We start from the raw sequence: 15,332 nt of genomic DNA, 5'->3' as shown, positions 1-15,332 counted from the left end.
GTCGCGCTTAAGGCCTCATGCGGCCAAGGTCGGCGCCTGTGCCTTGAGCTTGCGGCCGGACGCCTTCAGCGTGCCCCTGGCGCCGTCAAGCACGCCCTCCAGCAGTTCCAAGGCCAGCAGACGGTGCCGTTCGTAAGGCCCCGGCATGGCGAGCGCCCCGGTCCTGGCGGCCGAAAAGCCGAAGCGGCCATAGTAAGGCTCGTCTCCAACCAGCAGGATCGCAGCGTGGCCGAGGCGCGCGGCTTCCGCGATGGCATGCCGCATCAGCGCCGAGCCGATGCCGGCACTCTTGAGCGATGGGTCGACGGCGAGCGGGCCAAGCAGCAGCGCTGCCGGACCGCCCTCGCCCAGCGTGACATCCCATAGCCGCACCGTACCGGCCACGCCGCCCGAGGCATCGCGTGCGACGAAGGCAAGCCCCTCCGAGGGCCGGCGGCCGCGGCGCAGCTTCTCCGATGATTTGGTCTTGCGCTTCGGCCCCATGGCGCGATCGAGCAAGGCTTCGCGCGCCGCCACGTCGGCAGTGGTTTCGGCGACCATGGCGAAGGCCGGCGCATGAGCTACGAATTCGACTGACATTTCCATTTCCGCGATCCCTTCACGAGCGGAGATATGTTCCACAGGCGAGCCCAAGTGGGCGACGGGCGCCCACCTGGGATGATCTGAACAGCTCTAATGAGCCGTCAGATCACGTAGGATCGGAGAGGCTCGAAGCCGTTGAAGGCGACCGCCGAGTAGGTGGTCGTGTAGGCGCCGGTGCCTTCAATCAGCACCTCGTCGCCGATGGTCAGCGACAAGGGCAGCGGATAGGGCGTCTTCTCGTACATCACGTCGGCCGAATCGCAGGTCGGGCCGGCGAGCACGCAAGGCGCGGTCTCGCTGCCGTCATGGCGGGTGACGAGGGGATAGCGGATCGCCTCGTCCATCGTCTCGGCCAGACCGCCGAACTTGCCGATGTCGAGGAACACCCAGCGCACATTGTCGTTGTCGGCCTTCTTCGAGATCAGCACGACTTCCGACTTGATGACGCCGGCATTGCCGACCATGCCGCGGCCCGGCTCGATGATCGTCTCGGGAATGGCGTTGCCGAAGTGCTTGCGCAGCGCCGAGAAGATCGCCTGGCCATAGGCCTGGGCCGCCGGCACGTCACGCAAATAGCGCGTCGGGAAGCCGCCGCCCATATTGACCATCTTGAGCACGATGCCTTCTTCCGCGAGCGTCGCGAACACCTTCTTGGCGTCGGCCAGAGCACGGTCCCACGCGGTCAGGTCGGTCTGCTGCGAGCCGACATGGAACGACACGCCATGGGCGTCGAGGCCGAGGCCCCTGGCATGGCGCAGCACGTCGACGGCCATGTCGGGCACGCAGCCGAACTTGCGCGACAGCGGCCACTCGGCGCCCTCGCCATCGGTCAGCACGCGGCAGAACACGCGGGAGCCTGGAGCGGCGCGCGCGATCTTCTCGACTTCCTCGACGCAATCGACCGCGAACAGCCGGATGCCGAGCTGGTAGGCGCGTGCGATGTCACGCTCCTTCTTGATGGTGTTGCCGAAGGAGATGCGGTCCGCCGGCGCACCGGCGTCCATCGCCATCTCGACTTCGGCAACGGAAGCGGTGTCGAAGGACGAGCCCATCGCAGCAAGCAGGCGCAGGATTTCCGGCGCCGGGTTTGCTTTCACCGCATAATAGATCTTGGAATCGGGCAGAGCCTTCTCGAAGGCGCGGAAATTGTCGCGCACGACGTCGAGGTCGACGACGAGGCAGGGGCCGGACGGACGTCGGGTGGCGAGGAAGTCGAGGATGCGCTGTGTGGCCATCGGGTTTCTCCATCGCGCCTTTCGGCGCGCACAAGGGTGCGGGCGCGGGCTGTCGGCCTCGCGAACACGCGGTCAAACAAAGGCGGGACGGAAAATCCATGGAACCAGCCGGTGGAGACCCCGGAACCATGAAACGCCGTCTCGCGGCGATGAACCTTAGCCTTGCCCGGCTTCGGTTCGCTTTGTCTGCCTTGGCTTGGATTGGGCGAACCCCGTTCCGCACTGCCGGCAATGAAGGTGTGCCTCTTCAGTAACCCCGGTCTTTGGACAACCGGCAGAGAACCAGAAAGGCCCGCACCGTCGTTGCTTCAAGGTGTCCTCGGTCTGGCGGTTGGCCGCTAAACCGACTGGAGGGGTTAGCTCCAGTTACCTTACCGATTTCCCTCACCATTCGAGGATCGGCGGACACCCACAGGCACGTGCGACTTTGGGCAAGCGCGATATAAGAGCGAAGCATTTCACAATCAATAAAAATCTTATCGCAGGTTGTAAAATTTCTGCCATCGAACAATGTTGGCCAACCGTATACGGATATCGAACGATGACAGGCACGCACGGCCCTTTCAACGCCTTTCTCGACCTTCGCCAGATGCCGGTGGCGCATGCCGAACTTGGACCCCTGGCCGGCCTGCGGCTGGCGGTCAAGGATATTTACGACGTTGCCGGCTACCGCACCGGTTGCGGCAATTTGCAGAAATTCGCCAATGGCCACGCCGCTTCGCGCACGGCGCCGGCCGTGCAGGCAATTCTCGACGCCGGTGCGCGCTTCATCGGCAAGACGCAGACCGACGAACTCGCCTTCGCTCTGTTCGGCCAGAACGCGCATTTTCCGTTTCCGGTGAACTCCGCGGCTCCCGACCGTGTCACCGGAGGCTCGTCGTCGGGGTCGGCGGCGGCGGTGGCGGGCAGGTTGGCCGACATCGCCACGGGGTCAGACACCGGGGGTTCGATCCGCGCGCCGGCGAGTTTCTGCGGGCTGATCGGGCTGCGCACCACGCATGGCCGCATTTCCCTCGACGGCACCATGCAACTGGCGCCGAGTCTCGACACGTTCGGCTGGTTCGCCGACGACATCGAAACCTATGAGACTGTCGGCAAGCTGTTGCTTGGCCGCGATGCGCACCAGCATTCCCTGGACCGCCCGCTGGCGCTCGGCTGGCTGGACGAGATGGTCGCCCGGCCGGCGGCCGCCGAATATGCCGGAATGAAGGCGCTGGTGGGCACGGTGTTCGGTACGCCGGCGACGCCAGCGACGCGCTTCAGCTCGTCCCCGGACGAACTCTACTGGTGCTTTCGCCGCCTGCAGGCCAAGGAGGCCTGGACAGTGCATGGCGAATGGATCACCAGCGGCGAGCGCGAGCTCGGGCCCGGCGTCGAGGAACGGTTCGGCTTTGGCCGTGCGGTCGACGACCGGACAGCACAGGCCGAGAAGGTGCGCCGGCTGACCTTTCGCGGCGAACTCAGCGCCTTGCTTGGCAAGGACGGCTTCCTTGTCCTGCCGACGGTGCCGGGTCCGGCACCCTATGTCGACAGCACACCGGAGCAATTCCAGGCCTACCGCGAACGCGCGCTCCATCTTCTATGCCTGGCCGGGCTCTCCGGCTTTCCGCAGATCACCTTGCCGATCGGCTCGGTCGCCGGCGCTCCGTTCGGCCTGTCGCTGCTTGGCCCTTCCGGCAGCGACATTGCCCTGATACGGCTCGGCCGAAAACTTCTCGACGCAGCACAAAGAGCCTGAACAATGGACACACTGACCCGCATGCGCGCCTTCATCGACGTCGTCGAGGCCGAAGGCTTTTCGGCGGCGGCGCGCAAGATCGGCCGCTCCAAGGCGCTGCTGTCGAAATATGTGCGCGAGCTGGAGGACGAGCTCGGCGCTCTGCTGCTGAACCGCACCACGCGCCAGTTCTCGATGACCGAGGCCGGCCACACCTACTACCGCCGCGCCTCGGAAATCGTGCGCGAGGTCGATAGCCTGGCCGACGCCGTGCGCGAATCCTCCGGCGACGTGCGCGGCCGCATCAAGCTGTCGGCGCCGCGCACCTTCGCCGACGCGCCGATCGGCCAGTCGCTGATCGACTTCGCTAAGCAGTATCCCGACATCGTGCTCGACATCCAGCTCGACGACCGCTTTGTCGATCTGGTCGAGGAAGGCTTCGACCTTGCCGTGCGCATCTCGCGGCTGGAGAACTCGTCGCTGATCGCCAGGCGGCTGGCGCCGTTTTCGATCAAGCTCTGCGGCTCTCCAGAACTGATCGCCAAGCATGGCATGCCGACGCGACCGCAGGATCTCAGCCACATGCCCTGCATCGTCGACACCAATGGCCGCGGACTGAACAACTGGCCCTTCAAGGGCGACAATGGCGATCCGGTGAGCATCGCCGTCTCCGGCCCGATCGAGGTCAACAGCCCGATGGCCGCGCGCGCCGCAGCCTTGTCGGGGCTTGGATTTTGCATCCTGCCGGATTTCATCGCCGCCCCAGACCTCAAGAGCGGCCAATTGGTGGCGGTGCTCGACGACCGCATCCTGTCGGGCGGCGGCATCTTCGCCGTCTATCCGCATCGCCGTTACCTCCCGGCGAAGGTCCGCGTTTTCGTCGACTTCCTGGTGCAGTGGTTCAGGACGCGCGAGAGCGCCTGACTCGCCCCAGCCCGGATACCGCAGCTTTGAACTCTCGTGCGTGCTTGGCGCTATCCCAAAGCCTCGCGCATTTTTGGGTGACATGCGCCGGCAGTCCCAATTTCGCCCCCTTTCTGGTAACCTTCGACAACGCTCTCGAAAGCCAAGGGAATCGCGACCGCGAATGCATCTGAAACGGCACGCAATCATGCTGGCCTCGGCCTTGGCGGCGATCTTTGCCGCGACAAGACCGGCCGAGGTGCATCCGCACGTCTTCGCCGAGGCGCGCCTCGACGTGATCCTGTCCCCGGATCACCAAAGTGTGAAAGCGTTGCGCCATCTGTGGCGCTTCGACGATCTGTTTTCGAGTACGGTGATGATGGAGTTCGACAAGAACTCCGACCTGAAGCTTGACGACAAGGAGCTGAAGGAGGTCGCCGACACCGTCCATGCCTCGCTGGCCGAGTTCAATTACTTCCAGCTCGTCACGCAGAACGGCAAGGACGTCACAATGGCGCCGCCGCCGCATCTGATGGCCAATTTCGACAACGACCAGTTGATCATCCTGTTCGAGTCCGAACCCAAGGTGCCTATCAAGCTGACCGGCACGATCGACATCGGCGTCTACGATCCTACCTTCTATACGGCCATCGACTTCACCGAGGATTCCAACATCACCGTCGAGGGCCTGCCGTCGAACTGCACGAGCAAGGTCGTCCGGCCGGACCCGGACGAAGCGATCAAGGAAAACCAGAAGACCCTGACGGACGCCTTCTTCAACGATCCGACAGGTACCGACATGAGCAAGATCTTCGCCACCAAACTCGAACTGACCTGTCAGCCAGAAGGATAGATCCGGTGAACCTGATCGGCGACCGTTCGAAACCGTCCCTGCGTTTGGCAGTCGGCCTGTTGGCCCTTACCTTTGCCATGATGCATTTCGCCAATGCCGCGCACGCCCAGAGTTCACTCGGCATCGGCGTCAATGACGGCATGGCACCCACCACCGGTCCGTTCGCCCATATCCTGATGTGGATCAATCTCAGGCAGCAGGAATTCTACCGCGCGCTGGCGACAGCCATGAAGGCAATGCGCCAGGACAACAGCAAGATCTGGATACTCATCGGCCTGTCCTTCGCCTATGGCATTTTCCACGCCGCCGGCCCCGGCCACGGCAAGGCGGTGATCTCGTCTTATATGGTGGCCAACGAAGTGGCGCTGAAGCGCGGCATCCTGTTGTCCTTCGTCTCGGCGCTGCTGCAGGGCCTGACGGCGATCCTGGTGATGCTGCTGGCCTATTTCGTCCTGCGCGGCACCACCATCTCGATGACCGATGCGGCCTGGTTCATGGAGATCATGAGCTTTGCCCTGGTCACCCTCTTTGGCGCCTGGCTTTTGTGGCGCAAGCTCGGTCCAGCCGTCCTGCGCCTGTTTGGCAAGGGCCCAGCCTACAGCCTGTCGGCGGCTCACGCCGGTCATTCCCATGCCGGCCATTCGCATGGCGCTCACGACCATGCGGCGCACGCTCATTCCCACGCACTGCACGGGCATGACGATCACGACCATGGGCATGGCCATTCGCACGATCATCACGGCCACGGCGCGCACGATCATACGCATCACGACCACGCCAGCGGCGAGGTCTGCGACACCTGTGGCCACTCGCATGCACCCGATCCGGCGCTGCTGTCGGGTGACCGCTTCGATTGGCGCACCGCCTGGTCGGCGGTAGCCGCCGTCGGCATCCGCCCTTGCTCCGGTGCTTTGATCGTTCTCAGCTTCGCGCTGCTCAACGGGCTCTGGCTCGGCGGCCTGCTGTCGGTGCTGGCAATGTCGATCGGAACCGCGATCACCGTCTCGGCCCTGGCCACACTGGCGGTGACCGCCAAGAACTGGGCGGTGTATTTCGCCGGCGACGGCCGCATGGGCAACCGCATCCACTCGATCGTCGAGATCGGCGGCGCCGCCTTCGTCTTCCTGTTCGGACTGCTGCTGCTGTCCGCGAGCCTGACGGGCAGCGTTTAGACCCTACCATTCCGTCGGAATGGGATAGGCAACGTGCGCTACCAACTGGGAATGTTGCCGCCCAGCTCATCCTCGATATGCGCGCGGATGATCTCGTCAAAACTCTTTTCGGCACTGAAGCCAAGTTCCCTTGACCGCCGCGCCTCGAAGCGGGTCGGCCAGCCCTTGACGATTGCCCAGATCGTCTCGTCGGGCACCTCGCGGATCAGGCTTGTCGCCTGCGATCCAGCCACCCGTTCCAGCGCCTCGATCTGCTCGCCAACGGTGACGGCGACACCCGGCATCGTCAGGTTGCGGCGCGGCCCCACGGCTGCGCCCTCGATCTCCGCGCCATGGATCAGGAAACTCACCGCCGAGCGCGGGCTGGCATGGGTGTGCACGACCGAGCGCGGCACCGGCAGGATCGCCTCCTGCCCGCTCAAGGGTTCACGAATGATACCGGAGAAGAAGCCGGACGCCGCCTTGTTGGGCTTGCCGGGCCGCACGCAGATCGTCGGCAGCCGGATGCCGATGCCGTCGAAGAAGCCGCGCCTGGAATAGTCTGCCAGCAGCGCTTCGCTCATTTGCTTCTGCGTGCCGTAGGAGGTCAGCGGCGTCGGGTGGAATTCGTCCGGTATGACATCCGGGAACGGCGCGCCGAAAACGGCGATTGACGACGTGAAGACGACGCGCGGCGCAAACCCTGCCAGGCGGATGGCGTCGAACAGCGCACGCGTGCCGTCGAGGTTGACGCGGTAGCCGAGGTCGAAATTCGCTTCCGCCTCACCCGACACGATGCCGGCGAGGTGGAAGACGACATCGGGGCGCGACACAACCAGGCTTTCCGCGGCGCCTGCTTCGGCAAGGTCCCCCGTGTGCAGCGCGACGCTGACGCCGTCCATGGCTGGCGCTTGCGGCGGCACGATGTCGTGCAGGTCGAGCGCGGTGATCTTCTCGCCGCGCAGCGTGCCGTCCTTGGCCAGCCGGGCGATGAGCTTGCGGCCGACCATGCCCGCGGCGCCGGTGATCAAAATGCGCATGTCCGATATCCCTTACTTCCGAATTTTGCGCTGGGTGCGCGCGCGCAACCAGAACACCAGGAAAAACGCCAGCACGAAGACGGTGCCGAAGATACCCGCCAGCACGGTCGAATAACTGCCGAGTGCCAACATCACGGTCGGCAGGTAGAAAGCGGCAATGCCGAACAGAAGCATGATCCAGACCGCCGCAATGGCCGCATTGCGCGTGTCACGGTCCATCATGCCGCACCGGAACGGCGGTCGTTCATCGAGCTGAGTTGCAAAGCTGGAGGACTCCTGAGGGTCCGATCAATGGTCATCGATCGATCCTAGTGATAGTGGCCGTGATGCGCGGCCGCATCGTGCTCATGCTCGTGATGATGGTCGTCGCCATCGTCGGCGCACCGGCCGAATTCCGGTTCCACGGTGGCATGGCTGATGCCGTGCTCGCTGGCAAGCCGCTTCTTGATGGCGCTGACCGCCTGATGGGCATCGACGCCCTCGTTGAGGCAGGCATGCAGCGTCGCCATGCTGCTCGACCCGTCGAGCGACCAGATGTGCATATGGTGCACCTCGCGCACGCCCTGGACCGTTGCCTGAATGTCCCCGGCGATCAGGTCGCGATCGAGGCTTGGCGGCACGCCTTCGAGCAGGACGTGGGCGGCGGCGCGCATCAGCGACCACGCGGTGGACAGGATCAGCAGCGATACCAGCACGGACAGGATCGGGTCGATCGGCGTCCAGCCGGTCGCCAGGATGACCAGTGCCGCGACGATCGCGGCTGCCGAGCCGAGCAGATCGCCGAGCACATGCAGGATGGCGCCGCGCATGTTGAGGTTGTCTCGATCGCCGCCATGCAGCACCAGGAAGGAGCCGATATTGACCAGCAGGCCGAGGATCGCCACCACCAGCATCGGCCCGCCCAGCACCGGCGCCGGTGTCAGCAGGCGATCCCACGCTTCGTAGACGATCCACAGAGCGATGACGAAAATGGCGATGCCATTGGTGTAGGCCACCAGCGTCTTGACGCGGCCGAAGCCGTAGGTGAGCTGGCCGGTTGCCGGCCGGCCCGCCAGATGGAAGGCATACCAGGCCAGGCCGAGCGCAATGGCGTCGGCGAGCATGTGGCCGGCATCGGCCAGCAGCGCCAGCGACCCGGTGAACAGGCCGCCGAGCGCCTCGGCCACCATGAAGCCGGCGGTCAGGCAGGCCGCGATCAGGACGCGCTTCTGGTCCGTCGACCCATGCACATGGCCGCCGCCGTGATCGTGCCCGCTGTGATCGTGGATATGCGCCAAATGGCAAACTCCCGTTAGGCGCCGAATTCCGCGCGAAAATCCTCGAGCCGGCGGTTCTGCTGGCCATTGGCGTCGAAGTTGGCCGGATCGAGCCAGGCTTCATAAGCCTTGCGCAGAGCCGGCCATTCCTTGTCGATGATCGAATACCACGCGGTGTCGCGGTTTTCACCCTTGACGATGAGATGCTGGCGGAAAATACCCTCGAACTTGAAGCCGAACCGTTCCGCCGCGCGCTTCGACGGCTCGTTACGGTTGTTGCACTTCCATTCGTAGCGGCGATAGCCGAGCTCGTCGAAGATGTATTTCATGAACAGGAACTGCGCTTCCGTCGCCGCCGGCTTGCGCGAGATGAGCGGTCCCCAGTAGATGTTGCCGATCTCGATGACGCCATAGGTCGGATCGATGCGCATCAGCGTCTGGCGGCCGGCGACCTTGCCGCTTGCCTTGTCGACAATGGCGAAGAATAGTGGATCCTCGCTCGCCTCCACCTTGTCCAGCCAGGGCTGGAAGGCGGCGCGGGTTTCCGGCGGATAGTCGGGCAGCCAGGCGAAGCGGCCGTCGACGTCGGCCACGGACGACGCTTCATAGAGGCCGTCGCCATGTGTTGCGGCACTCAATGGCTCGAGCCTGACATAGCGGCCCTCTAGAACCTTGCGCTCCGGGCGCGGGCGCGGCTGCCAGTCTTTGAGATTTTCCGACACCGAAAACTCCAATCCGTTTGACTTTTGCGGGCGGACGCTCACAAAAACGCTCGCCAACAGTAAGAACCACAGGGACGGGAAAAATGCTCCACACGATTTCGGCCTTCGACCGTCTCGGCGAGGAAAACGCTTTTGCCGTGCTGGCCCGGGCAACGGCGCTGGCGAGCCAGGGCCGCGACATCGTCAATCTCGGAATCGGCCAGCCCGACTTCAAGACACCGCGGCACATCGTCGGGGCGGCGATCAAGGCGCTGCGTGACGGCCACCATGGCTACACGCCGGCCAATGGCCTGCTGGCGACCCGCGAGGCGGTGGTGCGGCGCACGCTGACGACCACCGGCGTCGAGGTCTCGCCGGAGGCGGTGATGATCCTGCCCGGCGGCAAGCCAACCATGTTCGCCGCCATCCTGATGTTCGGCGAGCCCGGCGCCGAGCTCCTCTATCCCGACCCCGGCTTTCCCATCTACCGCTCGATGATCGAGTTCACCGGTGCAACCCCCATTCCGGTGCCGATGCGCGAGGAGAACGGCTTCGCCTTCTCGGCCGAAGAGACGCTGGGGCTGATCACGCCGAAGACCAGGCTCTTGATCCTCAACTCGCCGGCCAACCCGACCGGCGGCGTCACCCCGCGCGCCGAGATCGAGAAGCTGGTCAAGGGGCTTGAGAAGCATCCAGACGTGGCCATTCTCTCCGACGAAATCTACGATGTCATGACTTATGACGGCGAGACGCATTGCTCGCTGCTTGGCTTTCCCGAGATCCGCGACCGGCTGATCGTGCTCAACGGCTGGTCCAAGACCTGGGCGATGACCGGCTGGCGCATGGGCTGGTCGATCTGGCCGAACGGCGACAAGGGCGCCCACCTCTACGACAAGGTGCGCAAGCTGGCGGTCAATTGCTGGTCCTGCGTCAACGCACCAAGCCAGTTCGCCGGCATCGCGGCGATCGACGGCCCGCAGGATGACGTCGACACCATGATGCGCGCCTTCGACAACCGCCGGAAAATCGTGGTCGAGGGCCTGAATGCCCTGCCAAACATCTCCTGCATCACGCCCAAGGGCGCGTTCTATGCCTTCCCCAATGTCTCGAAGACCGGCTGGAAGGCCAAGAAACTCGCCTCGGCCCTGCTCGATGAGGCCGGTGTGGCGCTGATCGGCGGCCCCGACTTCGGCATTCTCGGCGAAGGCTACATCAGGCTCTCCTACGCCAATTCCGAGGAGAACATCCTGCGCGCGCTGGAGCGGATCGGGGCGTTTCTGGCCAAGTGAGCATCAGCGTCGCCGCGCGAGCCGGATAGCTTGCCACCGCATTCCATGACGGTGTCATGAGCCGTCCGGAGGCGCGTAGCCAAGGCTGTGCGGGCATACCGAAAACGGCTACGAATTCCCGTATCAGGACCAATGGGGGAATCTCGCATGTTCTATGCAATCCTTGCCTATCACGTGGAAGATGCGATCGAGGCGCTGACGCCGCAGGAAGATGCGGCGCTGATGGCCGAGTTGCTCAAGATCAACGGCAGGCTTCATGCGGAAGGCACGCTTGGGCCGTCAGCGCGTCTGGGAACGACACGGGATGCCTGCACCTTGCGCGGCCCGGGCGACGGTATGATCATCGATGGGCCCTTCGCCGAAACCAAGGAACAGTTGCTCGGCCTCTATGTCGTCGACTGCGTCACCAGGGACGACGCCATCGCGATCGCCCGCGATCTTCGTCGTGTCAATCCGACCGCCGTTTACGAGATCAGGCCCATTCTACTCTTCAAGCCCGGCGTGCCGCTGGCGGAAAAATGAGGCACGGGCAAAAGCGCCGCCAGCGCCCGCTGCTCACCCACGCCCCACGAACGGCATCTTGGTCGCCATCACGGTCATGAACAGCACGTTGGCGTCGAGCGGCAGGCTGGCCATGTGCAAGACCGCGTCGGAGACGCGCTGGACATCCATCACCGCTTCGGCTGATATCGAGCCGTTGGCCTGCGGCACGCCGACGGTCATCGGCTGCGCCATGTCGGTTAATGCATTGCCGATGTCGATCTGTCCGCAGGCGATGTCATAGGGGCGGCCGTCGAGCGCCAGCGTCTTGGTCAGCCCGGTGATGGCGTGCTTGGTCGCCGTATAGGGCACCGAGCCCGGGCGCGGCGCATAGGCCGACACCGAACCATTGTTGATGATGCGGCCGCCCATCGGCTTCTGCTTGCGCATGGCGCCGAAGGCCGCGCGCGCGCACAAGAAAGATCCGGTGAGGTTGACGCCGACGATATCGTTCCAGACCTCGACCGGGATCTCGTCGATCGGCGTCGACTTGTAGCCCATGCCTGCATTGTTGAAGAGCAGATCGACCCGCCCGAAAGCCTCCGCCACGGTCTCGAACAGATCGTCGACCTCACCGGCCTTGCTGATGTCGCAGGCAACCGCCAACGCTCTGGCCTCGGTCGGCCCGATCTCGGCGATCGCGGCATCCAGCACCGGCTTGCGGCGCCCGCAGAACACCGTATTCCAGCCGGCCTTGAGCAATGCCGTGGCTACGCTCTTGCCGATCCCGGTGCCGGCCCCGGTGACGATGGCGGTCTTTTGCTCGGTCATGGCTGATGTCCTCCGGCAGCGATGTGCGTGCTCGCCTGATCTACAAATTTGGTTCGGGTGGAGAAGGCATCGCAAATGATGGCAGCGATGGCAAGCGCGGCCGCTGGGACATGGCCTCGAAAAGTGAACCCATTTGTTTGGAGGGCAGCCGGCGAGGACGGACAAAAAGGGCGGTCATTGGCGACCGCCCTGATCTGAACCGGGCTTGGGAGGAGGAAAAGCCGATCCGACTGTGTAGAATCATGCGCTTCCTGAGTTAACGAAAGGTTAACGCCTCCACGGCCTGTGTGCCAATCCGGGTTACCACTGCGGATTGGGTGGCGTACCCTCGGCCGTGGGCACTTTCGCCGCCGAAACCGTCGCCTCGACACGGTCGATCAGCGAGTCCGGCAGGCCGAGCCGCCCGGCAAGCAGGTCGAGGTAACCGCGCTCGGCGCGCGTGTCGGGGTCGATCGTGAGGCGCGACGCCGTGTAGAGTTCGAGCTTCTGCGCATCAGTATGAGCACCCGCCACCAGCGTGTCGAGGTCGAGTGGGCTCTCCAGTTCCGCCATCAGGAATTTTTCCGCATCGGTGCCGATCCCGGCGAGGCTGAGCTTGCCGGCGATCTTCCGCCGTTCTTCGTCGTCGACATGGCCGTCGGCCTTGGCCGCCGAGATCATCGCCCGCACCAAGGTCAGCGTGAACTCATCCTCGCCTTGCGGCGCCTGCGACGGGTGGAAGGCGGTGTCCTTGGGCGGCGGCAGCAATTCCGGCTCGCCGGCGGCGGGCACCTGTTCCGGTGCGTTGCCGGCCTTGTAGTTCTGGTAGGCCTTGTAGGCGAGACCACCGATGGCGGCCAGTCCGCCGAGCTTCACCGCGGCACCCGTCACCTGCCGGCCGGCGCCGGTCCCAAGCAGCACGGCGGCCAGCGCACCGGCGGCCAGCGGATTGTCCTTGGCCATCTGCACCGCCTGGCCGGCCTTGTCGCGGACCGTGCCGCTAGCACCGGGAACTTGCGAGCCGAGCAGATCGTCGAGAAGCTTCTTGGGATCGAACATCGATGCCTCCAGGATTTGCCCAGCCGAACGGGCAGGTTTCGAACGCCGAAGACGTAGGTCCCGAAGTTTGACATTGCAATGACAGTGCCCCGGTTTGCCCGGCCCCAGCGCCCTCGATCAGGACCCGATGTGCGGTCCCCTGCCCCGCGCTTGCGCGAGCTCGACCTGTCGCTGCCGCTCCGCGTAGCGCTTCCGGTCTTCGTCCGAGCGGGCGTCAAAACAATGCGGGCAAGAAACGCCGGCGGCATATCGAGGCGAAGCCAGCTCGCTTGCCGTCAGCGGATGGCGGCAGGCACGGCAAAGCTCCGCATCACCCTCGGTGAGGCCGTGCGACACCGAAACCCGCTCGTCGAAGACGAAGCACTCGCCTTGCCACAGGCTCTGCTCCGCTGGAACCTCCTCAAGGTATTTGAGGATGCCCCCCTTGAGGTGGAACACGTCCTCGAAGCCGAGTGACTTCACATAGGCGGTCGCCTTTTCGCAGCGAATGCCGCCGGTGCAGAACATCGCCACCTTGCGTCCTTCGAGATCCGCCCGATGCGCTTCCACCCAGGCCGGGAATTCGCGAAAGCTCGCCGTCGCCGGGTCGACGGCGCCCTTGAAGCTGCCGATCGAGACCTCATAGGCGTTGCGCGTATCGATGACGATCGTGTCGGCTTGCGAGATCAGCGCATTCCAGTCGCCCGCCTCCACATAGGTGCCCGTATTTGCCGCCGGGTCGATGATCTCGACGCCCATGGTGACGATCTCGCGCTTCAACCGCACCTTCATGCGATGGAAGGGCATGGCCGCGGCACTGCTGTACTTGACCTCGAGACCCGACAGGCCGTCGATCGCTTCGATGTGTTCGATCAGCGCGGCGATCGCTTCGTCGCTGCCGGCGACGGTGCCGTTGATGCCCTCATGCGCCAGGAGCAGCGTGCCCTTGATGCCGCGCCCGCAGCAGAAGGCCGCAAGCGGAGCGCGCAACGCTTCGAAAGCATCGAGCCGGGCAAAACGGTAGAGCGCGGCGACGCGGGCTGGCTGGGATGGCGCGGGCAGTGTTGTCATTGCCAGAGCAACTAGACGCTAGTAGAAGCCGATTCAAGTGAAACGGGTTCGATCCGTCTGTCATGGCCCTGTCGGGAAAGAACCTTTAAGCTGAGCGGCAACGCGTGACATCGCGCCGCGATGGGTTCCGTGGACAGGGCAATACCTGTCTGCTAATCGGTTGAAATTCCCTTCGATACGCCCCCGACAAGGAGAGACCGAATGTCCAGCAAGACCGAGAACCTCCTGTCGCTCCTCAATGGCCAGCCGGTCATTCCGGTGTTGAAGATCGCCAACGTTGCCGATGCGGTGCCGCTGGCCCGTGCCCTGGCGCGTGGCGGTCTGCCGGCGATCGAGATCACGCTGAGGACCGCAGATGCGCTCGAAGCGATCCGTCGCGTGGCGGGCGAAGTCGAGGAAGCCATCGTCGGCGCCGGCACCGTTCTGGATGCCAGCCAGTTCGACGAAGCGGCCGCGGCCGGTTCGCGCTTCATCGTCAGCCCCGGCATCACCCGCGAGCTTCTGGCTGCCGCCTCCGACAGCGAGGTTCCGCTGCTGCCCGGCGCCATCACGCCCGGCGAGATCATGGCCGCGCGCGAAGCCGGCCTGCGCTTCCTGAAATTCTTCCCGGCCGAACAGTCCGGCGGCATCGCTTCGCTCAAGGCTTTTGCCTCGCCGCTGGCGGACGTCAAGTTCTGCCCGACTGGCGGCATCACCGGCAAGAACGCGGCCGACTATCTCAGCCTGTCCAATGTCATCTGCGTCGGCGGCTCATGGGTGGCGCCTGACGACATGGTCAAGGCCGGCAAGTGGGACCAGATCGAAGCGCTCGCACGCGCTGCCAGCGAACTCGGGAAATAGCGTCTTTCCGCACGGCATGAAAAACCCGGCCGACGAGCGTCGACCGGGCCTTTTTGACTGGCTAATCCAGACTGCGATCAGTTGCAGACCTTGACCGTCTCCGTCACCTTGTGATGGTGCCGCCAGTGCGTCACCACCCTGGTGCGGCAGTGCTTCTTCATCATGTGCATATGATTGTCGGTCTTGACGACAACGGTCTCCGCCTGTGATGGCGCGATCGCGGCCGATGCTGCCGCCAGCGCCATAACTGATGCCAGTAGAATCTTTTTCATGAATATCCCCGGGTTGGAGCGTACCCACACTAAACCGGAAATGAGTGGGCCGTTCCCGCTTCACGAGAAGTTCAGCCGCGCGTGATCCTCAGGG

At 64.4% G+C, this 15,332-nt stretch carries 17 protein-coding genes; 7 read left to right on the top strand and 10 right to left on the bottom strand.

What is annotated here, in order from left to right:
* Window positions 1-15: 15 nt before the first annotated feature.
* Window positions 16-585, bottom strand: a complete 570-nt coding sequence (locus LB555_RS19895; protein ID WP_224683560.1) for a GNAT family N-acetyltransferase — start codon at window positions 583-585, stop codon at window positions 16-18.
* Window positions 586-683: 98 nt separating this feature from the next.
* Window positions 684-1,817 (bottom strand): ornithine/lysine decarboxylase, encoded by a 1,134-nt coding sequence (odc2, locus tag LB555_RS19890; protein WP_015315876.1) that lies wholly within the window; start codon window positions 1,815-1,817, stop codon window positions 684-686.
* Between the two features lie 541 nt (window positions 1,818-2,358).
* On the opposite strand from odc2, the gene LB555_RS19885 reads away from it, so the two are divergent.
* The 4 genes from LB555_RS19885 (at window position 2,359) to LB555_RS19870 (ending at window position 6,462) form a co-directional block, all read left to right on the top strand.
* Window positions 2,359-3,555, top strand: coding sequence for an amidase (locus LB555_RS19885; RefSeq protein WP_224683559.1), 1,197 nt, complete (start codon window positions 2,359-2,361; stop codon window positions 3,553-3,555).
* Between the two features lie 3 nt (window positions 3,556-3,558).
* On the top strand, window positions 3,559-4,458 hold the full coding sequence (locus tag LB555_RS19880; protein ID WP_127275856.1) for a LysR family transcriptional regulator: 900 nt from the start codon (window positions 3,559-3,561) through the stop codon (window positions 4,456-4,458).
* A gap of 163 nt (window positions 4,459-4,621) precedes the next feature.
* Complete coding sequence (locus LB555_RS19875; RefSeq protein ID WP_224683558.1) at window positions 4,622-5,290, top strand: DUF1007 family protein; 669 nt, start codon at window positions 4,622-4,624, stop codon at window positions 5,288-5,290.
* Window positions 5,291-5,367: 77 nt separating this feature from the next.
* Window positions 5,368-6,462, top strand: coding sequence for a nickel/cobalt transporter (locus tag LB555_RS19870; RefSeq protein WP_263489207.1), 1,095 nt, complete (start codon window positions 5,368-5,370; stop codon window positions 6,460-6,462).
* Window positions 6,463-6,500: 38 nt separating this feature from the next.
* Here the strand turns inward: LB555_RS19870 and denD are convergent, their stop codons facing one another.
* The 4 genes from denD to LB555_RS19850 form a co-directional block, all read right to left on the bottom strand.
* A complete protein-coding gene (gene denD, locus LB555_RS19865) occupies window positions 6,501-7,481 on the bottom strand; it encodes a D-erythronate dehydrogenase (protein WP_224683557.1) in 981 nt (326 codons plus the stop codon).
* A gap of 12 nt (window positions 7,482-7,493) precedes the next feature.
* On the bottom strand, window positions 7,494-7,703 hold the full coding sequence (locus tag LB555_RS19860) for a hypothetical protein (protein WP_224683556.1): 210 nt from the start codon (window positions 7,701-7,703) through the stop codon (window positions 7,494-7,496).
* A gap of 86 nt (window positions 7,704-7,789) precedes the next feature.
* A complete protein-coding gene (locus tag LB555_RS19855) occupies window positions 7,790-8,758 on the bottom strand; it encodes a cation diffusion facilitator family transporter (protein ID WP_015315869.1) in 969 nt (322 codons plus the stop codon).
* Between the two features lie 14 nt (window positions 8,759-8,772).
* Window positions 8,773-9,459, bottom strand: a complete 687-nt coding sequence (locus LB555_RS19850) for a GNAT family N-acetyltransferase (RefSeq protein WP_141906230.1) — start codon at window positions 9,457-9,459, stop codon at window positions 8,773-8,775.
* A gap of 83 nt (window positions 9,460-9,542) precedes the next feature.
* Between LB555_RS19850 and LB555_RS19845 the strand changes: the two genes are divergently transcribed.
* Both LB555_RS19845 and LB555_RS19840 read left to right on the top strand, forming a co-directional pair.
* On the top strand, window positions 9,543-10,727 hold the full coding sequence (locus LB555_RS19845) for a pyridoxal phosphate-dependent aminotransferase (RefSeq protein WP_224683555.1): 1,185 nt from the start codon (window positions 9,543-9,545) through the stop codon (window positions 10,725-10,727).
* Between the two features lie 147 nt (window positions 10,728-10,874).
* Window positions 10,875-11,249, top strand: a complete 375-nt coding sequence (locus tag LB555_RS19840; RefSeq protein ID WP_015315862.1) for a YciI family protein — start codon at window positions 10,875-10,877, stop codon at window positions 11,247-11,249.
* A gap of 33 nt (window positions 11,250-11,282) precedes the next feature.
* On the opposite strand, the gene LB555_RS19835 is transcribed toward LB555_RS19840, so the two are convergent.
* From LB555_RS19835 to LB555_RS19825, 3 genes are all read right to left on the bottom strand, one after another.
* On the bottom strand, window positions 11,283-12,038 hold the full coding sequence (locus tag LB555_RS19835; protein ID WP_224683554.1) for an SDR family oxidoreductase: 756 nt from the start codon (window positions 12,036-12,038) through the stop codon (window positions 11,283-11,285).
* A 300-nt stretch (window positions 12,039-12,338) separates the two neighbouring features.
* Window positions 12,339-13,076 carry a tellurite resistance TerB family protein gene (locus LB555_RS19830; protein WP_224683553.1) on the bottom strand — a complete coding sequence of 246 codons (738 nt, stop codon included), beginning with the start codon at window positions 13,074-13,076 and terminating at the stop codon, window positions 12,339-12,341.
* Window positions 13,077-13,193: 117 nt separating this feature from the next.
* The gene (locus LB555_RS19825) at window positions 13,194-14,126 is read right to left on the bottom strand and encodes a rhodanese-related sulfurtransferase (RefSeq protein WP_224683552.1); all 933 of its coding nucleotides are present in this window, start codon (window positions 14,124-14,126) and stop codon (window positions 13,194-13,196) included.
* A gap of 201 nt (window positions 14,127-14,327) precedes the next feature.
* Between LB555_RS19825 and LB555_RS19820 the strand changes: the two genes are divergently transcribed.
* Entirely contained in the window at window positions 14,328-14,966 is a 639-nt protein-coding gene (locus tag LB555_RS19820) for a 2-dehydro-3-deoxy-phosphogluconate aldolase (RefSeq protein WP_140619401.1), read from the top strand.
* Between the two features lie 77 nt (window positions 14,967-15,043).
* Here LB555_RS19820 and LB555_RS19815 read toward each other — a convergent pair whose 3' ends face one another.
* The gene (locus LB555_RS19815) at window positions 15,044-15,238 is read right to left on the bottom strand and encodes a hypothetical protein (RefSeq protein WP_140721389.1); all 195 of its coding nucleotides are present in this window, start codon (window positions 15,236-15,238) and stop codon (window positions 15,044-15,046) included.
* Window positions 15,239-15,332: the final 94 nt, after the last annotated feature.

The organism is Mesorhizobium sp. BR-1-1-10, assembly GCF_020165595.1.
GTDB classification, from domain to species: domain Bacteria; phylum Pseudomonadota; class Alphaproteobacteria; order Rhizobiales; family Rhizobiaceae; genus Mesorhizobium; species Mesorhizobium australicum.
This window is presented reverse-complemented; position numbering and strand designations above follow the sequence as displayed.

What these genes read in the sequence shown, in the direction of transcription:
- LB555_RS19895 (WP_224683560.1), bottom strand. Translation starts at nt 585, where the DNA reads ATGGAAATGTCAGTCGAATTCGTAGCTCATGCGCCGGCCTTCGCCATG.
- odc2 (WP_015315876.1), bottom strand. Translation starts at nt 1,817, where the DNA reads ATGGCCACACAGCGCATCCTCGACTTCCTCGCCACCCGACGTCCGTCC.
- LB555_RS19885 (WP_224683559.1), top strand. Translation starts at nt 2,359, where the DNA reads ATGACAGGCACGCACGGCCCTTTCAACGCCTTTCTCGACCTTCGCCAG.
- LB555_RS19880 (WP_127275856.1), top strand. Translation starts at nt 3,559, where the DNA reads ATGGACACACTGACCCGCATGCGCGCCTTCATCGACGTCGTCGAGGCC.
- LB555_RS19875 (WP_224683558.1), top strand. Translation starts at nt 4,622, where the DNA reads ATGCATCTGAAACGGCACGCAATCATGCTGGCCTCGGCCTTGGCGGCG.
- LB555_RS19870 (WP_263489207.1), top strand. Translation starts at nt 5,368, where the DNA reads ATGATGCATTTCGCCAATGCCGCGCACGCCCAGAGTTCACTCGGCATC.
- denD (WP_224683557.1), bottom strand. Translation starts at nt 7,481, where the DNA reads ATGCGCATTTTGATCACCGGCGCCGCGGGCATGGTCGGCCGCAAGCTC.
- LB555_RS19860 (WP_224683556.1), bottom strand. Translation starts at nt 7,703, where the DNA reads ATGATGGACCGTGACACGCGCAATGCGGCCATTGCGGCGGTCTGGATC.
- LB555_RS19845 (WP_224683555.1), top strand. Translation starts at nt 9,543, where the DNA reads ATGCTCCACACGATTTCGGCCTTCGACCGTCTCGGCGAGGAAAACGCT.
- LB555_RS19840 (WP_015315862.1), top strand. Translation starts at nt 10,875, where the DNA reads ATGTTCTATGCAATCCTTGCCTATCACGTGGAAGATGCGATCGAGGCG.
- LB555_RS19835 (WP_224683554.1), bottom strand. Translation starts at nt 12,038, where the DNA reads ATGACCGAGCAAAAGACCGCCATCGTCACCGGGGCCGGCACCGGGATC.
- LB555_RS19830 (WP_224683553.1), bottom strand. Translation starts at nt 13,076, where the DNA reads ATGTTCGATCCCAAGAAGCTTCTCGACGATCTGCTCGGCTCGCAAGTT.
- LB555_RS19825 (WP_224683552.1), bottom strand. Translation starts at nt 14,126, where the DNA reads ATGACAACACTGCCCGCGCCATCCCAGCCAGCCCGCGTCGCCGCGCTC.
- LB555_RS19820 (WP_140619401.1), top strand. Translation starts at nt 14,328, where the DNA reads ATGTCCAGCAAGACCGAGAACCTCCTGTCGCTCCTCAATGGCCAGCCG.
- LB555_RS19815 (WP_140721389.1), bottom strand. Translation starts at nt 15,238, where the DNA reads ATGAAAAAGATTCTACTGGCATCAGTTATGGCGCTGGCGGCAGCATCG.